The following is a 13,549-nucleotide window of genomic DNA, read 5'->3' on the forward strand; positions in this document are numbered from 1 at the left end:
TTTATTCCTCGTCGTCCTCGTCGTCAGCAGCCTCGGCTTCCTCGGCTGCTTCCGCTGCGCGTTCGGAGAGTTCGGCGCTGCCACCGGCCTCTTCGATGAGTTCGACGGAACCAGCGGTGAACGCGTCGGCGACGACGTTCAGCTCGTTGCGAACCTGCCCGCCACCGAGCACCTTCACGACATCCGCTTCCCAGCCGTCCTCGGCTACGTCGCGGGCGTCGATGGTGTACGTGTCACCGTCTTTCTCGGCGAGTCCGTCGGCGGCGAGGAGCGCGGCGTCCTCGTCGAGCTTCTGGACTTTGACCTCGGCGACGTCGTCCTGCAGGACATCCGGTCGCTTGAAGCCGTGCTTGCCGAGCGGTTCGTAGTTGTGGAACTCGTGTTTGTCGCGCCCGGCACGGCCGCGGCCCCCGCGGTGACCGGCACCACGCCGGTTCTTGTGGGTACCGCCGCTGTGTGTCCGGGAACCACGTTGGCGTCGCTTCTTGGATGTCATCGCATTGCCTCCAGAAGCTCGTCAATCTCCTCGGTGGTATGCTTTCCGAGTTGGCCACCTTCCTTGGTAACGTGCTTCTGGCCGCGGTGACCGCCGCGCGGCGGGTGCAGCCGAAGCACGGGGGAGAGACCCTGCTCGCGCAGCGTCGTCTCCTCGTCGACGACGGCCGACGTGAGGTCGGAGATGTCGTCGTAGTCGGTGTTCTCGGAAACCCACTCGTCCGTGATGTCGTCGGTGCCCGCTTCGGGCTCGGCGCGCGTGCGGATGAGGGTCTCGACAACGTCCTCGCTCGGCGTCCCGTGCGCGACGTAGTCGTTGACCTTCGTGACCATGCCACGGTAGGTGTCCGTCTCGGGGACGAACGTCGCGTGGTTCACGCGGCTGATGTTGAGCATCGAGAGCGTGTCACGAACATCCTGTGCCATGTTGACTTCACCGCGAAGTTGGACGATGGCTTGCATTAGTCGCGTACCTCCTGTCGAATCTCGCGTGCACGACGAGGCGTGCGGGACTGCGAGGCGTTCTTCAGGGCGTTGTACGTTGCCTTGGCGAGGTTGACGGTCGTCCGCGTGTTCCCGTCACTCTTGGTCCAGGCGTCTTGGACGCCCGCGAGTTCGAGAATGTTGCGGACCGTCTCGGCAGCCGCGAGGCCGAGGCCCTGCGGTGCCGGGATGATCTTGACCGTCACGGAACCGGCCTTGCCCTCTGCCTTGCGGGAGAGGGAGTTCAGACCGCCTGCGCGGTCTTCCCACGAACCGGAGCCGCGGTCAACCTTGATAATGTTCAGTTTCGCCACCTCGATGGCTTTCTGAATCGCACCGCCGACCTGATCGTCGCGGGCTTCAGCGTAGCCGAGGTAGCCGTCACGGTTACCGACTGCAACGACACACCGGAACTTCACCCGGCGGCCGGAGTCGGTCATGCGCTGGACCATGTTGATGTCGAGCACTTCGTCGTCCAGTCCGGGAAGGAGTTGGTCGACGATCTGGGGCTCCTTGAGCGGAAGCCCGGTCTCGAGCGCCTGGTCCATCGACGTGACATCGCCGTTCTGCACCATGCGGCCGAGCCGCGTTCGCGGCTCCCAGCCGTTGTTATCTCTGCTCATTCGTCCTCCTGAAGGTTCCCGAGCACTTCGTCGAAGTGTTCGGGGAGGTTCGTGGCATCGAAGTCTCCACTGTAGAGCGGCTCGTCGAGCTGCTCTGCGTACTCGGCGATGTGGACACCGCGGTTGCGGTCCCAGTCAGCGAGTACTGCGTCGTTGTGGGGGATTTCGAGGCCAGCGTCGATCGCACCCTCTTGCACTGCGAAGACCTTGTTGCCGGGCGTGGCCGTGTTGAGGCCGATGTCGAGGACCGCTTCCTCGAGACCGGCGGCCAGCGCTCGCTTTCCTGCGAGGTACCCCGTGAGGTACGCACTGGGGAGGTTGCCCGTGGGGGCTTCCCAGCCGTACTCGGCGAGGTCCGCAGAGGCCGCTGCAGCGTGGGTGTCGTCACCGTTCGGGCCCGGAGTGACCAGCTGCGCCCTGACGTGCTTGTTGCTCACGCGAGCAACGAGGCGGGGCTTACCCGATTTCAGCAGGCGCAACCTTTGATGGTAGTCCGTCCGGACTTCACGGCGACGCCGCATCGGAACCTTGTATCGTGGTCCGGTCGCCATTATTGAATCTCCACCTGGTAGTTGTTCTGGATGTATGCTTCGAGCCGGTCGACGCTGTCGAATTCACCGCCAGACGCCTTGTTGTAGACTTCGCGGTACTGGGAACGGTCGAGCGTTCCCTCGTCACGAAGCTCCTTGAGGCGACGGCGCTGGGCGCGAATCCGGCTGACCCATGCGTCCTTCTTGTTCTGACGAGCGCCGGAGCGACCCTTGCGGGACCCGGCACCCTTGCGGTGGCCGTAGGAACGCTTGGCGGCGCGCTCGCGTGCGCGGCCCTTGGAGTTACCCTGTGCGTCCTTGGCGCGAATCGTGCCCTCGTCGACGAGTTCACGGATGTCTTCGCGCGTGATGGCCTCCGCGATGTCGGCCTGTGCGTCGGGGTCGAACCAAATACGACCCTTGCCAACGTCGAGAACGTCGGCAGCCATTCGCTTCTGTGCTTTCAGGTCCGTCATCAGTTGTCCACCTCGACTTCGATGTAGGTGGGGTTGAGGACGCGAATCTCGCGGTCCTCACACACTTCCTCGATGCGCTCGCGCTTGCGCGCGCCGACCGAGGAGGCGATACGAACGGCCTGCGTGTCGCCGTCGACGCCTTCGAGGTCGTCTACGTTGTGGACGCGGACTTCCTCGAAGCCGGACGGGTGCAGACCGCGGGCGGCCTTCGGCGTGCGGTAACCCGCCTGCACCTTCGGGCCCTTGCCCTTGATGCCGATACGCTGCTTGGACAGACCACCACGGGGGCGACGCCACGAAGTGGGCGTGCGCTTCTTCTTGTGGTAGTCCTGCCGGTTGAACTGCGGCTTGCCCTCGCGGCGCTTCTGCGCCAGGGCCTCGGCAGTATCTTCGTCGAGTTCGGGCTTCTTGTCCGCGTGGCCGCGGGGTCGAAGCTCCGTCTCGACATCTTCGGTTGGCTCTTCTTCGGCTTCGGACTCGTCTTCGACTTCGGCCTCGGCCTCTTCGGAGACTTCGAGACCACCGACATCGGCCTTGATACGCGCAGCGAGCGCGTTGCCGATACCGTCGACCTCGGCCAGGTCAGACTGGCTCGCGGCCTGCACGTCGTCGACAGATTCGAAGCCCGCTTCGCGGAGTGCGTCAGCCTTCGACGGGCCGACACCACTGATGTCTTCGAGTTCTGTAATTTCTTCCGACATTAGGCATCACCAGTCTTCGGCTTCTGCGTGATGTACACGCCGTCGGAGAACACGCGTGTGTCCTTGTCCTTGACGCGAGTGAGCTGTTCGATGTCGGCGGCAGTCTGCCCAACGTCCTCCTTGGAGGGGCCGTTCAGGGTGACTTCTTCGCCGTCGACCTGTACGTTCGTGTCGCCGCGGACAGTCGTCCGTCGGGGAGATTTCTCACCAAGGAAGTTCTTGATGACGACTTCGTCACCCTCGACGTTCACTTGCATCGGGAAGTGAGCGTAGTGAACTTCCATCTGGTATTCCCAGCCGTCGGTGACGCCGTGAATCATGTTGTTCACGTGGCTCTCGAAGGTACCGACCGTCGCGTTCGTCTTCGCGTTTTCGACGTCGGTCTCGATGACCACGGCACCGTCGTCGACGGTGACCGAAACGTTCGGGTACCAGAGGCGTCGGGTGACGCTCCCTTCGGGACCCTCGACGGTGAGTTCGAGGTTGTCGACCTCGGCGGACACGTCGTCTGGAATCTGGATTTCTACTCGGCTCATGATTCTAGTAGACGTAGGCGATTATCTGGCCACCGATACCCTGTTCGCGGGCCTCGTAGTGGCTCATGACGCCGTGGCTCGTCGTGACGATGAGCGCGCCGTAGTCACGAGCGGGGAGGAATCGCTTCTCCCACTTCTCGAAGTCGTCGGCGCCCGCGGAGTATCGCGGCTTGACGACGCCACACTTGTTGATGGCGCCTTTCAGTTCAACCTCGAACTTACCGGCCTTGCCGTCGTCGACGTATTCGAAGCCGTCGACGTACCCGCGGTCGTAGAAGACCTCGAGGACGGAGCCGATGATGTTCGAGGCGGGCTGGATCTCGTGGGACAGGTGTCCGACACTCTCGGCGTTGTTCACACCGGAGAGCGCGCTACTGAGTGGATCGTTGTCAGCCATGGCTTATCGGTACTTCTTGAATCCCATCTCGCGGGCGATTTCTCGGAAGCACTGGCGGCAGAGGTTAATGTCGTACTTACCGACAAGACCCTGCTTTCGACCGCAGCGCCGGCACTCGTTCTGCTGGCCGGTGCGGCGGCTTGCGTGCTCGCCCGTCTGTTCTGTTTCGCTGTCGCTCATTCTTCAACCTCCACGTCGAACGTGGATTCGATGAACGCGACAGCGTCGTCGATGGTCATCCGGTGGGACGACGGAATCTGACGAGAACGCTTGTCGCGCTTCTTCACACGGTATCCGGGGCGGACGAGGTTGACCGTCACGTCCAGGCCGTAGATACCGATCTGTGGGTCGTACTCCTGGCTCGGGAACTCGGTGTGCTCTTCGACACCAAAGCCGAAGTTCCCCGTCTCGTCGAACGACGAGCGGGAGAGTTCCGAAATCGGGAGTGCGGTTTCGAGGAAGTCGACGGCGTTGTCACCGCGGAGGGTGACCTTCGCGCCGACAGGTTCGCCGCGTCGGACGCCGAAGTCCTGCGAGGCACGGCCCGAGAGCGTCTGGATGCTCTCTTGGCCCGTAATCTCCTCGAGGATGTCCTCGGCGTTCGCGAGTTCGCGACCACCTTCGCCGACGCCCATGTGGACGACGACCTTCTCGATGCGCGGTTCGCGCATCTCGTGGAATTCTGCCTCGCTCATTCGTCATCACCGCCGTCAGTGGCCTGACGTGCTTCGGACTCGTCGTCCGAACCCGTGAAGTTCTCGTCGATGACGACGACGTACTGTTCGATGGTCTCGAACCCGTCGTCTTCGTTGTCGACGATGACGGAGTTGTTTCCGCTGCCCGGCGTGACGATAATCTCGTCGACTTCGCCGATGTCGCCAGCGTGGGAGCCGGCGACGGCAGTCACGAGCGCACCTTCCTCGTAGGGGAAGTGCGCGACGATGTCCTTCGACTCGTTGTCGATGACGATGGAGTCTTTGTTGCTGTACTCCGAGACGTCGTCGACGACGATGTTAGAACCGTCGTGCAGGGTCAGCTGGAACTTGCCGCCAGTGACCTGCGACTTGCGGACGATCTTCCCGAGACGGCTCGACGCCGAATCGGCGTCGATGAGGGTGAGCGACAGGCGGCCACCCTCGTCGGGGAAGACGCGGTAGTACTCTTCACGCTCGGTGAACGCCAGGATGTCGAACATCCCGATGGGGCGGCGAACGTCGGAGACCACGTCACCGTTGACCAGCACACTCTGCTGGTTGAGGGCGTACTGGGCCTCCTTCTTCGAGTCCACGTAGCCGAGCACGTCGCGCAGGACGATGAGCAGGGGAACCCCTGATTCGCCGTGCGGACCGGCAGCGGCCTTGACCGTGAACGTGCCTTCCTTGCGCTCGACCGGCCAGGACTTCGGTACGGACAGTCGTTTCTGGTGTCGAGTCATTCGTTATCCTCCTTGAGTCGGGCCTCGCGGACGTCGTCTTCGAGGTCCAGCTCCGTCACGCGGACGTTGCTAGCCTGAAGCGGACGCGGAACCTCCTCACCGTCGGCCTTGGCCACGGTGACGCCGTCGACGTAGATGACGGCGTCGGTGAGGTCGACCTCGGTGACTTCGCCTTCTTCGCCGGCGAAGTCGCCGCGGAGGACCTCAACGGTGTCGCCCGCGTTGACGCGGACGTTTCGCTGGCCGTACTCCTCGCGGAGGTCGGCCGTCAGGGTTGCGCGGACCTGCTTTTGCCGCTCGTGGAGCGGGGCGTCGCGAGACTGAGTTCGCTGTTTGCGCGGTTGTCGAGTCATACTATACAATCATCGTAGCCGTCGATGCGATACTCCCGAAGCGCTCGGCCACTTCACGCGCAATGGGACCCTTGATCTCGGTCCCGCGAGGCTCTTCCATCTCGTCGATGATGACGGCGGCGTTGTCCTCGAACTTCACGCGCGTTCCGTCCGGCCGGCGGATAGACTTCCGCTGGCGGACGATAACGGCTTCGAGCACCTGGCGGCGCATCTCGGGGGTACCCTTAGTGACCGAGACGGTCACCTTGTCCCCGATGCCTGCCTTGGGGTGGCGGTTCTTCGTGCCGGAGTAACCCGCGACGCTGATAATCTTGAGTTCGCGTGCACCGGTGTTGTCGGCACACGTGACCAGCGAACCGCGAGCAATTCCCTTGGTGATGTCTGCTTTGAGCGCTTCCATCACTCGTCACCTCCGATAATTTCGACGACGACGTGGGATTTCGTCTTCGAGAGAGGTCGGGTCTCCGCAATTGTTACTTCGTCACCGACAGCGACGTTGTCGAGCACGCCCGGCACGTGTGCCGGGATGCGGGAACGTCGCTTCATGTAGCGGTCGTACTTCGGAACGAATACGTCGTACTCCCGCTCGACGATGACGGTCTTTTCCATGTCCGTCGAGACGACCGTCCCCTCCAGGGTCTGACCCCGGACGGAGAGCGAGCCGTAGAACGGACACTTCTCGTAGTCGTACGCCTCGGAGTCTTCTGGCTCCGGAGGCATTGGAACGTCTAGTCCTATCGCCATTTCGAGTCACCTGTAGTTTCGGTGCGCAGGGCGGGTCGTGAGAGCAGTCGTGCGCCATCCACCGTAACGTAGGCCACGCCCTCGCAATTCTCGGCGGAACTCCGAGAAGCGGCCGAGTGTGTCTCGGCACGCCGGTAAGACTGACTGGTTTCAAATCTACCAGCAGTTTCCGACCGAAGTTTGGACGTGGTCCCCGACGCCTTCGCGGCGTCGGCGGCTTCATCTGTACGCGGAATTTCGAACTGGAATATTGCGCCTTGCTTTGGCACCTGCCGCACCCGAGACCCGTCGTCGACCATGATGGTGCGCATGGTCTCGACGACGACACGCCCGGCTATCCCGACGAGGTCGGGGTTCGCCGCGTCGACGACCTCTACAGAGAGGCCGTTGAGTTCGTGTCGTGTGAGGGTCTCGGGTGTGAGTGGCATCGTTATTCTTCGTCGAGGTCGCCTTCTTCGCGCTGGACCGTCTTGATCCGCGCGATAGTGCGCTTCAGTTCGGAGACGCGACCGGGGTTCTCCGGTGCGCCACCCGCGGCCTGCACGGCCTTGGTGTTGAGCAGCTCGGTCTCGAGCTCTTCGAGCTCGGCTTCGCGCTCTGCAGCCGTCATGTCGCGGATTTCTTCAGTGTAGAGGATTGCCATTTATTCCTCCTCCGTTTCGTCTTCGTCTTCCATTTCGGCGACGAGGTCGGCCGCCTCTTCGGCGACATCTTCGTCGAGTTCTTCCTCGACAGCTTCCTCGTCGTCGGCGTCGGCGTCGTCTTCGACGACTTCCTCGTCGTCGTCAACAACTTCCTCGACGGCTTCCTCGACGACTTCCTCGTCGACGGCTTCCGTCTCGGGCTCTGCTTCGACTTCCTCGGAGACGTCCGGAACTTCTTCCGGTTCCTCTTCGAGGAGGTCTTCGACGCTTTCGGGCTCTTCGAACTGCTCAACCGCTTCGGGGTTGGCGTCTTCCTCGACTTCGAAGTCGTCGGGGAGCCTGGCTCCCGGCGGGATGATCTTGACGGTGACGCCGATGGTGCCGAGCTTCATGACTGCGACACCCTGGCCTTCGTCGACGATCTCCTGTGCGGGTTCGCCGTTGTGCTTGATGTAGCCGCGGTTGAACTTCTCCACGCGCGAGCGGGCACCAGTGACCTTCCCGGACAGGACGATTTCGGCACCGAGGGCGCCAGCGTCCATGATGCGGTCGATGGTCGTGTGACCCGCTTTGCGGAAGTACCAGCCACGCTCGAGTGCGTTGGCGAGGCGGTCGGCGACGATCCGGGCGTTGAGGTCCGGTTCGTCGACTTCCTGCACGTCGATCTGGGGGTCGTCGAGGTTGAATCGCTCTTCGAGTTCGCGGGTTACCTTACGGATGTTCTTCCCGCCTTTCCCGATGACCATCCCGGGCTTTTCGGCCTTGAGCACGATCTGGGTGCCCATCGGCGTCTTGGCGACGTCCATGCCGCCGTAGCCGGCGCGGCCGAGTTCCTCTGCGAAGAACTCGTCGATTTGGGACTTCTGGAGTCCGTCTTCGATGAATTGGTGTTCGTCAGCCATTATTCCTCGACCTCCTCGATGATGAGTTCGACATCACAGATTGGGGTGTTCCACGGGTCTGCCCGGCCGAATGCGCGGGGCTTCCGACCCGGACGCTCGCCGACCTTGTGGGCGGCGACGTGCTTGATCTCCATCGCAGGTCCGTCGAAGCCCTGTTCGGTCGCGTTGTTGCGAACGTTCTCCAGGAGTTCGAGGAACGCCTTGGACGCCTTCTCAGGATATCGTCCTGCGTCCCAGCCCTCGATGTCGCTCCGGTGACCCACACCGGAGTTGTGCTGCTTGAACGGAACCGACCGCTCGCCGTCGATAACGGCTTCGAGGTACTCCTCGGCGTCGGCGACGGTCATCCCCTTGATGGCGCGGGAGATGGCCTTACTGTGCTTGAGGCTGATGGGCCGATCCCGGAGCATACCTTTGGCCGTGGTATCCGGGTCGGCCTCGACGCTGTAGTTGATTCCCATGGTTTATTTGAGCGGCACGAACTTCGAAGACCGGGTCGCGCCGATACCGGCCTGACCGTGCTCGACCGACGTACGGGTGAGCTGGAACTCGCCAAGGTAGTGCCCGATCATTTCGGGCTGAATCTTGACGCGCTCGAACTCGCTTCCGTTGTAGACGGCGAAGGTGAGGTCGACGAAGGACGGGAGAATCGGCATGTCACGCAGGTGCGTGCGGATAGGCGCGTTTGCAGTCTCCTCTTCCGTCTTGTCTCGGACCTTCTCGAGCAGCTTCTGCTGTTCGGTCGAGAGGCCACGGGTGATAGTTCGCCGCTGACGAGCGGGGAGCAGTTCCGCGACTTCTTCGAGCTCCATATCCTGCAGCTCTTCGAGCGTGTAGCCACGGTAGGTGAATTCACCTTCGCGGCCGGTACGGTATTGCGTGCTCATGTTCAGTTACCTCCCTTTCCACCGCGACCGGTGCGCTTGGAGGCGATGTCACCGACCTTCCGGCCCGGCGGAGCGTTCCGCGAGACGGACTTCGGCTGACCGGGGTGCTGACGGCCACCGCCACCGAACGGGTGGTCAACGGCGTTCATGGCAACACCACGGACACGCGGCCACTTGATACCGCGCGCTTTCATCTTGTGGTACTTCTTTCCTGCCTTGACGAACGGCTTCTCCGTGCGGCCGCCACCGGCGACGACGCCGATGGTGGCTCGGCAGGTGGGGTTGAGGCGCTTGACCTCACCCGACGGCAGCTTCACGATAGCGACCTCGCGGTCGTGCGAGAGCAGCTGCGCGCTGACGCCAGAGGCGCGGGCGAACTTCCCACCGTCGCCGGGCTGACGCTCGACGTTACAGACGGGAACACCCTCGGGAATCTCGGCGAGAGGCAGCGTGTTACCGGGCTTGATCTCGGCGGAGATGCCGATCTGAAGCTCCTCACCGACGGTGACGCCCTCGGGGACGAGAATCATGCGCTGTTCGTCCTCGAACTCGACGAGGGCGATGGGCGCACTGCGGGCGGGGTCGTGCTCGATGCTGATGACCGTGCCCGAGATGGTCCCGTCGTCCTCGGACTTCTTGTGCGAGAGTTCGGCCTTGTAGCGGTGCGACGGCGCCCGGAAAGTGGACGAACCGCGACCACGACGCTGGCCCTGAATTCGGCGTCCCATGGTTAGAACACCCCAATTCGCGACGCGACTTCCTGCGCGTCGTCGTCTTCGGAGAGACGAACGGTTGCTTTCTTCTTCCCTTTCATCGTAACCTGCGTGTTGACTTTCTCGATGGTCACATCGTAGCGCGACTCGATTTCGTCTTTGATGTCAGACTTGGTCGCATCGACGTGAACGAGGAACTGGAGCTTGTTGTCGAAGTCCATCGCGTTCATCGCCTTCTCTGTGACCAGCGGGTGTTCGATGATGCTCATCGTTCTGCGACCTCCTCGAGTGCACTCTCGGTGAAGACGGTGAGGCGACCGGCGTGCGTACCGGGCGCGAGGTCCTCGGCGGAGACGTTTGCCGCGGTGGCAACGTCGACACCGGCGAGGTTGCGAGCAGCCTTCGAGGGCTCCTCTGCCGTCACGAAGAGGATGGACTTCGGACGGGTGTACTTGCGGCCACGGAGCTTACCCTGGCCACTCTTCACCTTCTTGTTCTCTTCGGAGCGCTCGATGTCGGCGTAGAGGCCGAGCGACTGCAGGAGGGAAACAACCTCCTTCGTCTTGACGAGGTCCTCGAAGTCGTCGGAAACGACGAGCGGGAGTTCGAGGTCGTCGTCGAACTTGTGACCGCGCTCGCGTACGATTTCGGGGTTCGCCGTGGCGGCGAGTGCCGAGCGGACGGCAAGCTTGCGCTCCTTCGTGTTGATCTCCTTGCCCTGGTCCTTCTCGGCCTTCGGCGGGTGCGCGCGGCGACCGGAGACGGCGTGCGGGACACGTCGGGCCACACCGTTCTGGCGTGGGTCGTGCGACATGCCGCGACCGCTGCCCATGGACTCTGCTGGCGTTCGCATGCCAGCGTAGGGGTCGGAACCGTACGGCTGTTTTCGGTTGGCCTGCGCGGCGACGACAGCACGCTTGATGAGGTCCGGACGGTAGTCCGTCTCGAAGACCTCGGGCAGCTCGACGCTGCCTGCGTCCTCACCGTTCAGGTTTCGGATAGTTGCCTGCATGGTTTATCCCTGGTTCGATGCGGTAGAGACGTAGCGCACCTCGGGGTCGAGGCGCGGCTGGTCGTTCGGCCGGACGGCCGGGCGGAACCGCAGAAGACGCTTGTTGGGGCCCGGAAGCGAGCCCTTGACGAGCGCGTAGTGCCCGTCGACCTCGCCGTAGTTGACGAAGCCACCGTCGACGGTCGGCTCGTCACCCTCACCGAGGTCGATGAGGCGCTTGTTGAGTTCGGTGCGCTGGTGGTACCCGGTCTGACCGAGCTGCGGAACCGTCGAGCGAACGCGGGACGGGTTCCACGGGCCGAGGTTGCCAATACGGCGACGCCAGCCCTGGCGGGCGTGCTTGCCCTTCCGCTTCTGGACGCCCCACCGCTTGACGGGGCCTTGCGTACCTTTACCCTTCGTGACACCGGCTGCGTCGAGGTACTCGCCAGCACGGAACACGTCGGACATCTCGTGTTCGCCACCCTCACCAACGAGTTCGAGGGCGAAATCGGCGCGCTCCACGAGGGAGCCGCCACCGACGCGCGTCTCCATCACGTCGGGCTTCTTCTTGGGCACGTTCTTGAGTCCAGCCGGGACCGTGTGCGTGATGACACGAAGGTCGTCGACTTCGCCAGCCTCGACGGCCTCGCGAAGTGCTTCGGCGTCCTCCTCGAACGTGTCTTCTGCCGGAAGGTCGAGGACGCGGTCGAGTTCGTCGTGGAACTCACTCGCCCAGACCTCGGTCTTCGGCTTCATACCGTACGACGTCTGTTCGTAGGCGCGAAGGGCGACAGCGCGCATCGGCGGCGTCTCGACGACGGTCACCGGAACGGCTTCCTCCATACCCTCTCGGGGGGAGTCGGCCTCGTCGTTAACCATCATGACGTGGGTCATGCCGGCCTTGTAGCCAGCGAAGCCCTGCAGTGCAGGGGAGCCATCGTCACTTGGCCACGACTTGATGCGTGGGACCTCTTTGGTCGCACGCTTGCGCGGGCTGAAGCCCATCGAGCCTTTTCGTGGTCTGCTTGGTTGTGGCATATGTTCACTCCGTGAGTGTCAGGGAGGCGAGTGAGGCGAACATCGCTTCTTCAGTTCGCACCACGTCGCTCCCCTGTCGCGGAATCGTATTGAGCCAGAGGTCGAACCCCGGACCAACGGAGGGTTCGACGTCTGCGACATCCTCGGGAGTCATCCCGAGCATGTCCGGAAGCCCACGGCCCGGCGAACCGAACACGACGGTCATGCCGCCTGTGTCGGCAATGCGGGCTGTCAGTTCCCCCAGTCGGGGGACCGAAAGCGGTTCACCATAGCGAGACGTGGCGATTCGCACGCCCGCATCCGGTCTGCCGAGAGCTTCCGTGAGGTCCATACGGGACACGTCGAACCCCGGAAGGGGGTCGTCGACGATCCTCGCACGGACCGGTTCTCGCGAAGAGATCCTGACAGCGACGCGCTCTCCCTCTGTGACGTCCATCCCCGGAGGGACGAACAGGGAGATCGGGTGTTGCATTCCGCAATTGACCCGAACGCGGTCGTCAGGTCCGACCTCGGTCACGATTCCTTCTCGCAACGCGGGCAACTCGTCAGAGTCGTCCGCGGTCGTAGACGAGACGAGAACGGGCGGCAAGACACCAGCGTAGCGGAGTTCGTCACGCTTGCCCCAGACCTCCTTGCGAAGGTATGGGGGCGTCGCAGCGTACCGAAGTACGGTTTCGACGAACTCGCCGCCCCATCGCGTCTCGCCGTCTTCGTCGGGGAAGACGACGAGATTGTCCGCCCGGAAGACCGCCGCCGCGCGGGCGACGTAGCCGATTTTGCGAGTTGCCTCGCGTTGATCTTCGGCTTCCCGGACGAGCGAGGACGGCACGAGTACGCTGAGTGTCATGCCGGATTCATCCTCGTTTCGTCTAGACTGTGGCGTTTCTACCGGGGGGTTACCTAAAAGAGTAGCGAATCCATTCTCGGGTGATACGGCGTCCCACGACCTCGTTTGTGGCGGATTGGCGAATGACTCGTGCTACTGAATCACGTGGATTCGGACAGGTCCGTTTTCCCGAATCTCACGTGGTAGCAGGTACCGCGCTGTCGCCCGATTTCTCCCCCGTTTCGCAAGTCTTATTTATGAACCCGGCATTATCCAGAAACGCAGCAGAACGCAACGATACCAACGGAATGCGCTGGTAGTGTAGTGGTATCACGTGACCTTGCCATGGTCACAACCTGGGTTCAAATCCCAGCCAGCGCACTTCCACCACATGCGTCGGTAGTGTAGTGGTATCACGTGACCTTGCCATGGTCACAACCTGGGTTCAAATCCCAGCCGACGCACTTTCTGAACGGAACCAAACGAGGAGTCGTTAGACTCTGAGTTTCTGCGGAGTGAAGAAATGCGTCGCTGAGGGATTTTGAACCCGACGAGACGCAGTTCCGAGCGGAGCGAGGAAACCGTCTCGGCTCGGTTCAAATCCCAGCCGACGCACATCTCTGCAAACTTACCTTCCGAGCGACCGCTGTGCGTGTCGCTCGGACTGCGAGCCGTGAGTGCATGAACTGGGATTTGAATCAGGGAGCGCCGCGAACGAAGTGAGCAGAGCGACCGGGGTTCAAATCCCAGCCGACGCACATCTCTGCAAACT

24 protein-coding genes and 2 tRNA genes are annotated in these 13,549 nt (G+C 62.7%); 2 read left to right on the forward strand and 24 right to left on the reverse strand.

Annotated elements, in window-relative coordinates; all coding sequences use genetic code 11:
* Position 1 precedes the first annotated feature (1 nt).
* From ACH9L7_RS01670 to ACH9L7_RS01785, 24 genes are read right to left on the reverse strand one after another with little or no spacing between them, the layout of a single operon-like run.
* Positions 2–496: an uL15m family ribosomal protein gene (locus tag ACH9L7_RS01670; protein WP_396612016.1), complete on the reverse strand. Its 495-nt coding sequence runs from the start codon at positions 494–496 to the stop codon at positions 2–4.
* The gene (locus ACH9L7_RS01675) at positions 493–957 is read right to left on the reverse strand and encodes a 50S ribosomal protein L30 (RefSeq protein WP_396612017.1); all 465 of its coding nucleotides are present in this window, start codon (positions 955–957) and stop codon (positions 493–495) included. The genes ACH9L7_RS01670 and ACH9L7_RS01675 overlap by 4 nt, the downstream gene beginning before the upstream one ends.
* Entirely contained in the window at positions 957–1,601 is a 645-nt protein-coding gene (locus ACH9L7_RS01680) for a 30S ribosomal protein S5 (protein WP_396612018.1), read from the reverse strand. Before ACH9L7_RS01680 ends, ACH9L7_RS01675 begins: the two co-directional genes overlap by 1 nt.
* Positions 1,598–2,152 carry a 50S ribosomal protein L18 gene (locus ACH9L7_RS01685; RefSeq protein WP_396612019.1) on the reverse strand — a complete coding sequence of 185 codons (555 nt, stop codon included), beginning with the start codon at positions 2,150–2,152 and terminating at the stop codon, positions 1,598–1,600. Before ACH9L7_RS01685 ends, ACH9L7_RS01680 begins: the two co-directional genes overlap by 4 nt.
* Complete coding sequence (locus ACH9L7_RS01690) at positions 2,152–2,607, reverse strand: 50S ribosomal protein L19e (RefSeq protein WP_396612020.1); 456 nt, start codon at positions 2,605–2,607, stop codon at positions 2,152–2,154. Before ACH9L7_RS01690 ends, ACH9L7_RS01685 begins: the two co-directional genes overlap by 1 nt.
* Entirely contained in the window at positions 2,607–3,308 is a 702-nt protein-coding gene (locus ACH9L7_RS01695; protein ID WP_396612021.1) for a 50S ribosomal protein L32e, read from the reverse strand. Before ACH9L7_RS01695 ends, ACH9L7_RS01690 begins: the two co-directional genes overlap by 1 nt.
* On the reverse strand, positions 3,308–3,844 hold the full coding sequence (locus ACH9L7_RS01700) for a 50S ribosomal protein L6 (protein WP_396612022.1): 537 nt from the start codon (positions 3,842–3,844) through the stop codon (positions 3,308–3,310). Before ACH9L7_RS01700 ends, ACH9L7_RS01695 begins: the two co-directional genes overlap by 1 nt.
* Positions 3,845–3,848: 4 nt before the next feature.
* Entirely contained in the window at positions 3,849–4,241 is a 393-nt protein-coding gene (locus ACH9L7_RS01705) for a 30S ribosomal protein S8 (protein WP_396612023.1), read from the reverse strand.
* Between the two features lie 3 nt (positions 4,242–4,244).
* The gene (locus ACH9L7_RS01710) at positions 4,245–4,421 is read right to left on the reverse strand and encodes a 30S ribosomal protein S14 (protein WP_396612024.1); all 177 of its coding nucleotides are present in this window, start codon (positions 4,419–4,421) and stop codon (positions 4,245–4,247) included.
* On the reverse strand, positions 4,418–4,936 hold the full coding sequence (locus ACH9L7_RS01715; protein WP_396612025.1) for a 50S ribosomal protein L5: 519 nt from the start codon (positions 4,934–4,936) through the stop codon (positions 4,418–4,420). Before ACH9L7_RS01715 ends, ACH9L7_RS01710 begins: the two co-directional genes overlap by 4 nt.
* A complete protein-coding gene (locus tag ACH9L7_RS01720) occupies positions 4,933–5,676 on the reverse strand; it encodes a 30S ribosomal protein S4e (protein ID WP_396612026.1) in 744 nt (247 codons plus the stop codon). Before ACH9L7_RS01720 ends, ACH9L7_RS01715 begins: the two co-directional genes overlap by 4 nt.
* Complete coding sequence (rplX, locus tag ACH9L7_RS01725) at positions 5,673–6,029, reverse strand: 50S ribosomal protein L24 (RefSeq protein WP_396612027.1); 357 nt, start codon at positions 6,027–6,029, stop codon at positions 5,673–5,675. Before rplX ends, ACH9L7_RS01720 begins: the two co-directional genes overlap by 4 nt.
* 1 nt (position 6,030) lies before the next feature.
* Positions 6,031–6,429 carry a 50S ribosomal protein L14 gene (locus ACH9L7_RS01730; RefSeq protein WP_396612028.1) on the reverse strand — a complete coding sequence of 133 codons (399 nt, stop codon included), beginning with the start codon at positions 6,427–6,429 and terminating at the stop codon, positions 6,031–6,033.
* A complete protein-coding gene (locus ACH9L7_RS01735; RefSeq protein ID WP_396612029.1) occupies positions 6,429–6,773 on the reverse strand; it encodes a 30S ribosomal protein S17 in 345 nt (114 codons plus the stop codon). The genes ACH9L7_RS01730 and ACH9L7_RS01735 overlap by 1 nt, the downstream gene beginning before the upstream one ends.
* A complete protein-coding gene (locus ACH9L7_RS01740) occupies positions 6,764–7,201 on the reverse strand; it encodes a ribonuclease P protein component 1 (RefSeq protein ID WP_396612030.1) in 438 nt (145 codons plus the stop codon). The genes ACH9L7_RS01735 and ACH9L7_RS01740 overlap by 10 nt, the downstream gene beginning before the upstream one ends.
* Positions 7,202–7,203: 2 nt before the next feature.
* On the reverse strand, positions 7,204–7,416 hold the full coding sequence (rpmC, locus tag ACH9L7_RS01745; RefSeq protein ID WP_396612031.1) for a 50S ribosomal protein L29: 213 nt from the start codon (positions 7,414–7,416) through the stop codon (positions 7,204–7,206).
* Positions 7,417–8,319 (reverse strand): 30S ribosomal protein S3, encoded by a 903-nt coding sequence (locus ACH9L7_RS01750; protein ID WP_396612032.1) that lies wholly within the window; start codon positions 8,317–8,319, stop codon positions 7,417–7,419.
* Entirely contained in the window at positions 8,319–8,780 is a 462-nt protein-coding gene (locus ACH9L7_RS01755; protein WP_396612033.1) for a 50S ribosomal protein L22, read from the reverse strand. Before ACH9L7_RS01755 ends, ACH9L7_RS01750 begins: the two co-directional genes overlap by 1 nt.
* Positions 8,781–8,783: 3 nt before the next feature.
* A complete protein-coding gene (locus ACH9L7_RS01760) occupies positions 8,784–9,206 on the reverse strand; it encodes a 30S ribosomal protein S19 (protein WP_396612034.1) in 423 nt (140 codons plus the stop codon).
* Between the two features lie 2 nt (positions 9,207–9,208).
* Positions 9,209–9,934, reverse strand: a complete 726-nt coding sequence (locus ACH9L7_RS01765) for a 50S ribosomal protein L2 (protein WP_396612035.1) — start codon at positions 9,932–9,934, stop codon at positions 9,209–9,211.
* A 2-nt stretch (positions 9,935–9,936) separates the two neighbouring features.
* A complete protein-coding gene (locus ACH9L7_RS01770) occupies positions 9,937–10,188 on the reverse strand; it encodes a 50S ribosomal protein L23 (protein WP_396612036.1) in 252 nt (83 codons plus the stop codon).
* Entirely contained in the window at positions 10,185–10,931 is a 747-nt protein-coding gene (gene rpl4p, locus ACH9L7_RS01775; RefSeq protein WP_396612037.1) for a 50S ribosomal protein L4, read from the reverse strand. The genes ACH9L7_RS01770 and rpl4p overlap by 4 nt, the downstream gene beginning before the upstream one ends.
* 3 nt (positions 10,932–10,934) lie before the next feature.
* Positions 10,935–11,951 (reverse strand): 50S ribosomal protein L3, encoded by a 1,017-nt coding sequence (locus ACH9L7_RS01780; RefSeq protein ID WP_396612038.1) that lies wholly within the window; start codon positions 11,949–11,951, stop codon positions 10,935–10,937.
* A gap of 4 nt (positions 11,952–11,955) precedes the next feature.
* Positions 11,956–12,798, reverse strand: coding sequence for a putative RNA uridine N3 methyltransferase (locus ACH9L7_RS01785; protein ID WP_396612039.1), 843 nt, complete (start codon positions 12,796–12,798; stop codon positions 11,956–11,958).
* Between the two features lie 289 nt (positions 12,799–13,087).
* Here ACH9L7_RS01785 and ACH9L7_RS01790 point away from each other — a divergent pair.
* Positions 13,088–13,158: transfer RNA gene (locus ACH9L7_RS01790), tRNA-Gly, on the forward strand.
* 12 nt (positions 13,159–13,170) lie between these two features.
* Positions 13,171–13,241 (forward strand) — tRNA-Gly (locus ACH9L7_RS01795).
* Positions 13,242–13,549 lie beyond the last annotated feature (308 nt).

The sequence above is a fragment of the Haloferax sp. S1W genome, assembly GCF_044593955.1.
Lineage (GTDB): Archaea > Halobacteriota > Halobacteria > Halobacteriales > Haloferacaceae > Haloferax.

Coding starts and splice junctions, on each gene's coding strand:
- ACH9L7_RS01670 (WP_396612016.1), bottom strand. CDS start 496: ATGACATCCAAGAAGCGACGCCAACGTGGTTCCCGGACACACAGCGGC.
- ACH9L7_RS01675 (WP_396612017.1), bottom strand. CDS start 957: ATGCAAGCCATCGTCCAACTTCGCGGTGAAGTCAACATGGCACAGGAT.
- ACH9L7_RS01680 (WP_396612018.1), bottom strand. CDS start 1,601: ATGAGCAGAGATAACAACGGCTGGGAGCCGCGAACGCGGCTCGGCCGC.
- ACH9L7_RS01685 (WP_396612019.1), bottom strand. CDS start 2,152: ATGGCGACCGGACCACGATACAAGGTTCCGATGCGGCGTCGCCGTGAA.
- ACH9L7_RS01690 (WP_396612020.1), bottom strand. CDS start 2,607: ATGACGGACCTGAAAGCACAGAAGCGAATGGCTGCCGACGTTCTCGAC.
- ACH9L7_RS01695 (WP_396612021.1), bottom strand. CDS start 3,308: ATGTCGGAAGAAATTACAGAACTCGAAGACATCAGTGGTGTCGGCCCG.
- ACH9L7_RS01700 (WP_396612022.1), bottom strand. CDS start 3,844: ATGAGCCGAGTAGAAATCCAGATTCCAGACGACGTGTCCGCCGAGGTC.
- ACH9L7_RS01705 (WP_396612023.1), bottom strand. CDS start 4,241: ATGGCTGACAACGATCCACTCAGTAGCGCGCTCTCCGGTGTGAACAAC.
- ACH9L7_RS01710 (WP_396612024.1), bottom strand. CDS start 4,421: ATGAGCGACAGCGAAACAGAACAGACGGGCGAGCACGCAAGCCGCCGC.
- ACH9L7_RS01715 (WP_396612025.1), bottom strand. CDS start 4,936: ATGAGCGAGGCAGAATTCCACGAGATGCGCGAACCGCGCATCGAGAAG.
- ACH9L7_RS01720 (WP_396612026.1), bottom strand. CDS start 5,676: ATGACTCGACACCAGAAACGACTGTCCGTACCGAAGTCCTGGCCGGTC.
- rplX (WP_396612027.1), bottom strand. CDS start 6,029: ATGACTCGACAACCGCGCAAACAGCGAACTCAGTCTCGCGACGCCCCG.
- ACH9L7_RS01730 (WP_396612028.1), bottom strand. CDS start 6,429: ATGGAAGCGCTCAAAGCAGACATCACCAAGGGAATTGCTCGCGGTTCG.
- ACH9L7_RS01735 (WP_396612029.1), bottom strand. CDS start 6,773: ATGGCGATAGGACTAGACGTTCCAATGCCTCCGGAGCCAGAAGACTCC.
- ACH9L7_RS01740 (WP_396612030.1), bottom strand. CDS start 7,201: ATGCCACTCACACCCGAGACCCTCACACGACACGAACTCAACGGCCTC.
- rpmC (WP_396612031.1), bottom strand. CDS start 7,416: ATGGCAATCCTCTACACTGAAGAAATCCGCGACATGACGGCTGCAGAG.
- ACH9L7_RS01750 (WP_396612032.1), bottom strand. CDS start 8,319: ATGGCTGACGAACACCAATTCATCGAAGACGGACTCCAGAAGTCCCAA.
- ACH9L7_RS01755 (WP_396612033.1), bottom strand. CDS start 8,780: ATGGGAATCAACTACAGCGTCGAGGCCGACCCGGATACCACGGCCAAA.
- ACH9L7_RS01760 (WP_396612034.1), bottom strand. CDS start 9,206: ATGAGCACGCAATACCGTACCGGCCGCGAAGGTGAATTCACCTACCGT.
- ACH9L7_RS01765 (WP_396612035.1), bottom strand. CDS start 9,934: ATGGGACGCCGAATTCAGGGCCAGCGTCGTGGTCGCGGTTCGTCCACT.
- ACH9L7_RS01770 (WP_396612036.1), bottom strand. CDS start 10,188: ATGAGCATCATCGAACACCCGCTGGTCACAGAGAAGGCGATGAACGCG.
- rpl4p (WP_396612037.1), bottom strand. CDS start 10,931: ATGCAGGCAACTATCCGAAACCTGAACGGTGAGGACGCAGGCAGCGTC.
- ACH9L7_RS01780 (WP_396612038.1), bottom strand. CDS start 11,951: ATGCCACAACCAAGCAGACCACGAAAAGGCTCGATGGGCTTCAGCCCG.
- ACH9L7_RS01785 (WP_396612039.1), bottom strand. CDS start 12,798: ATGACACTCAGCGTACTCGTGCCGTCCTCGCTCGTCCGGGAAGCCGAA.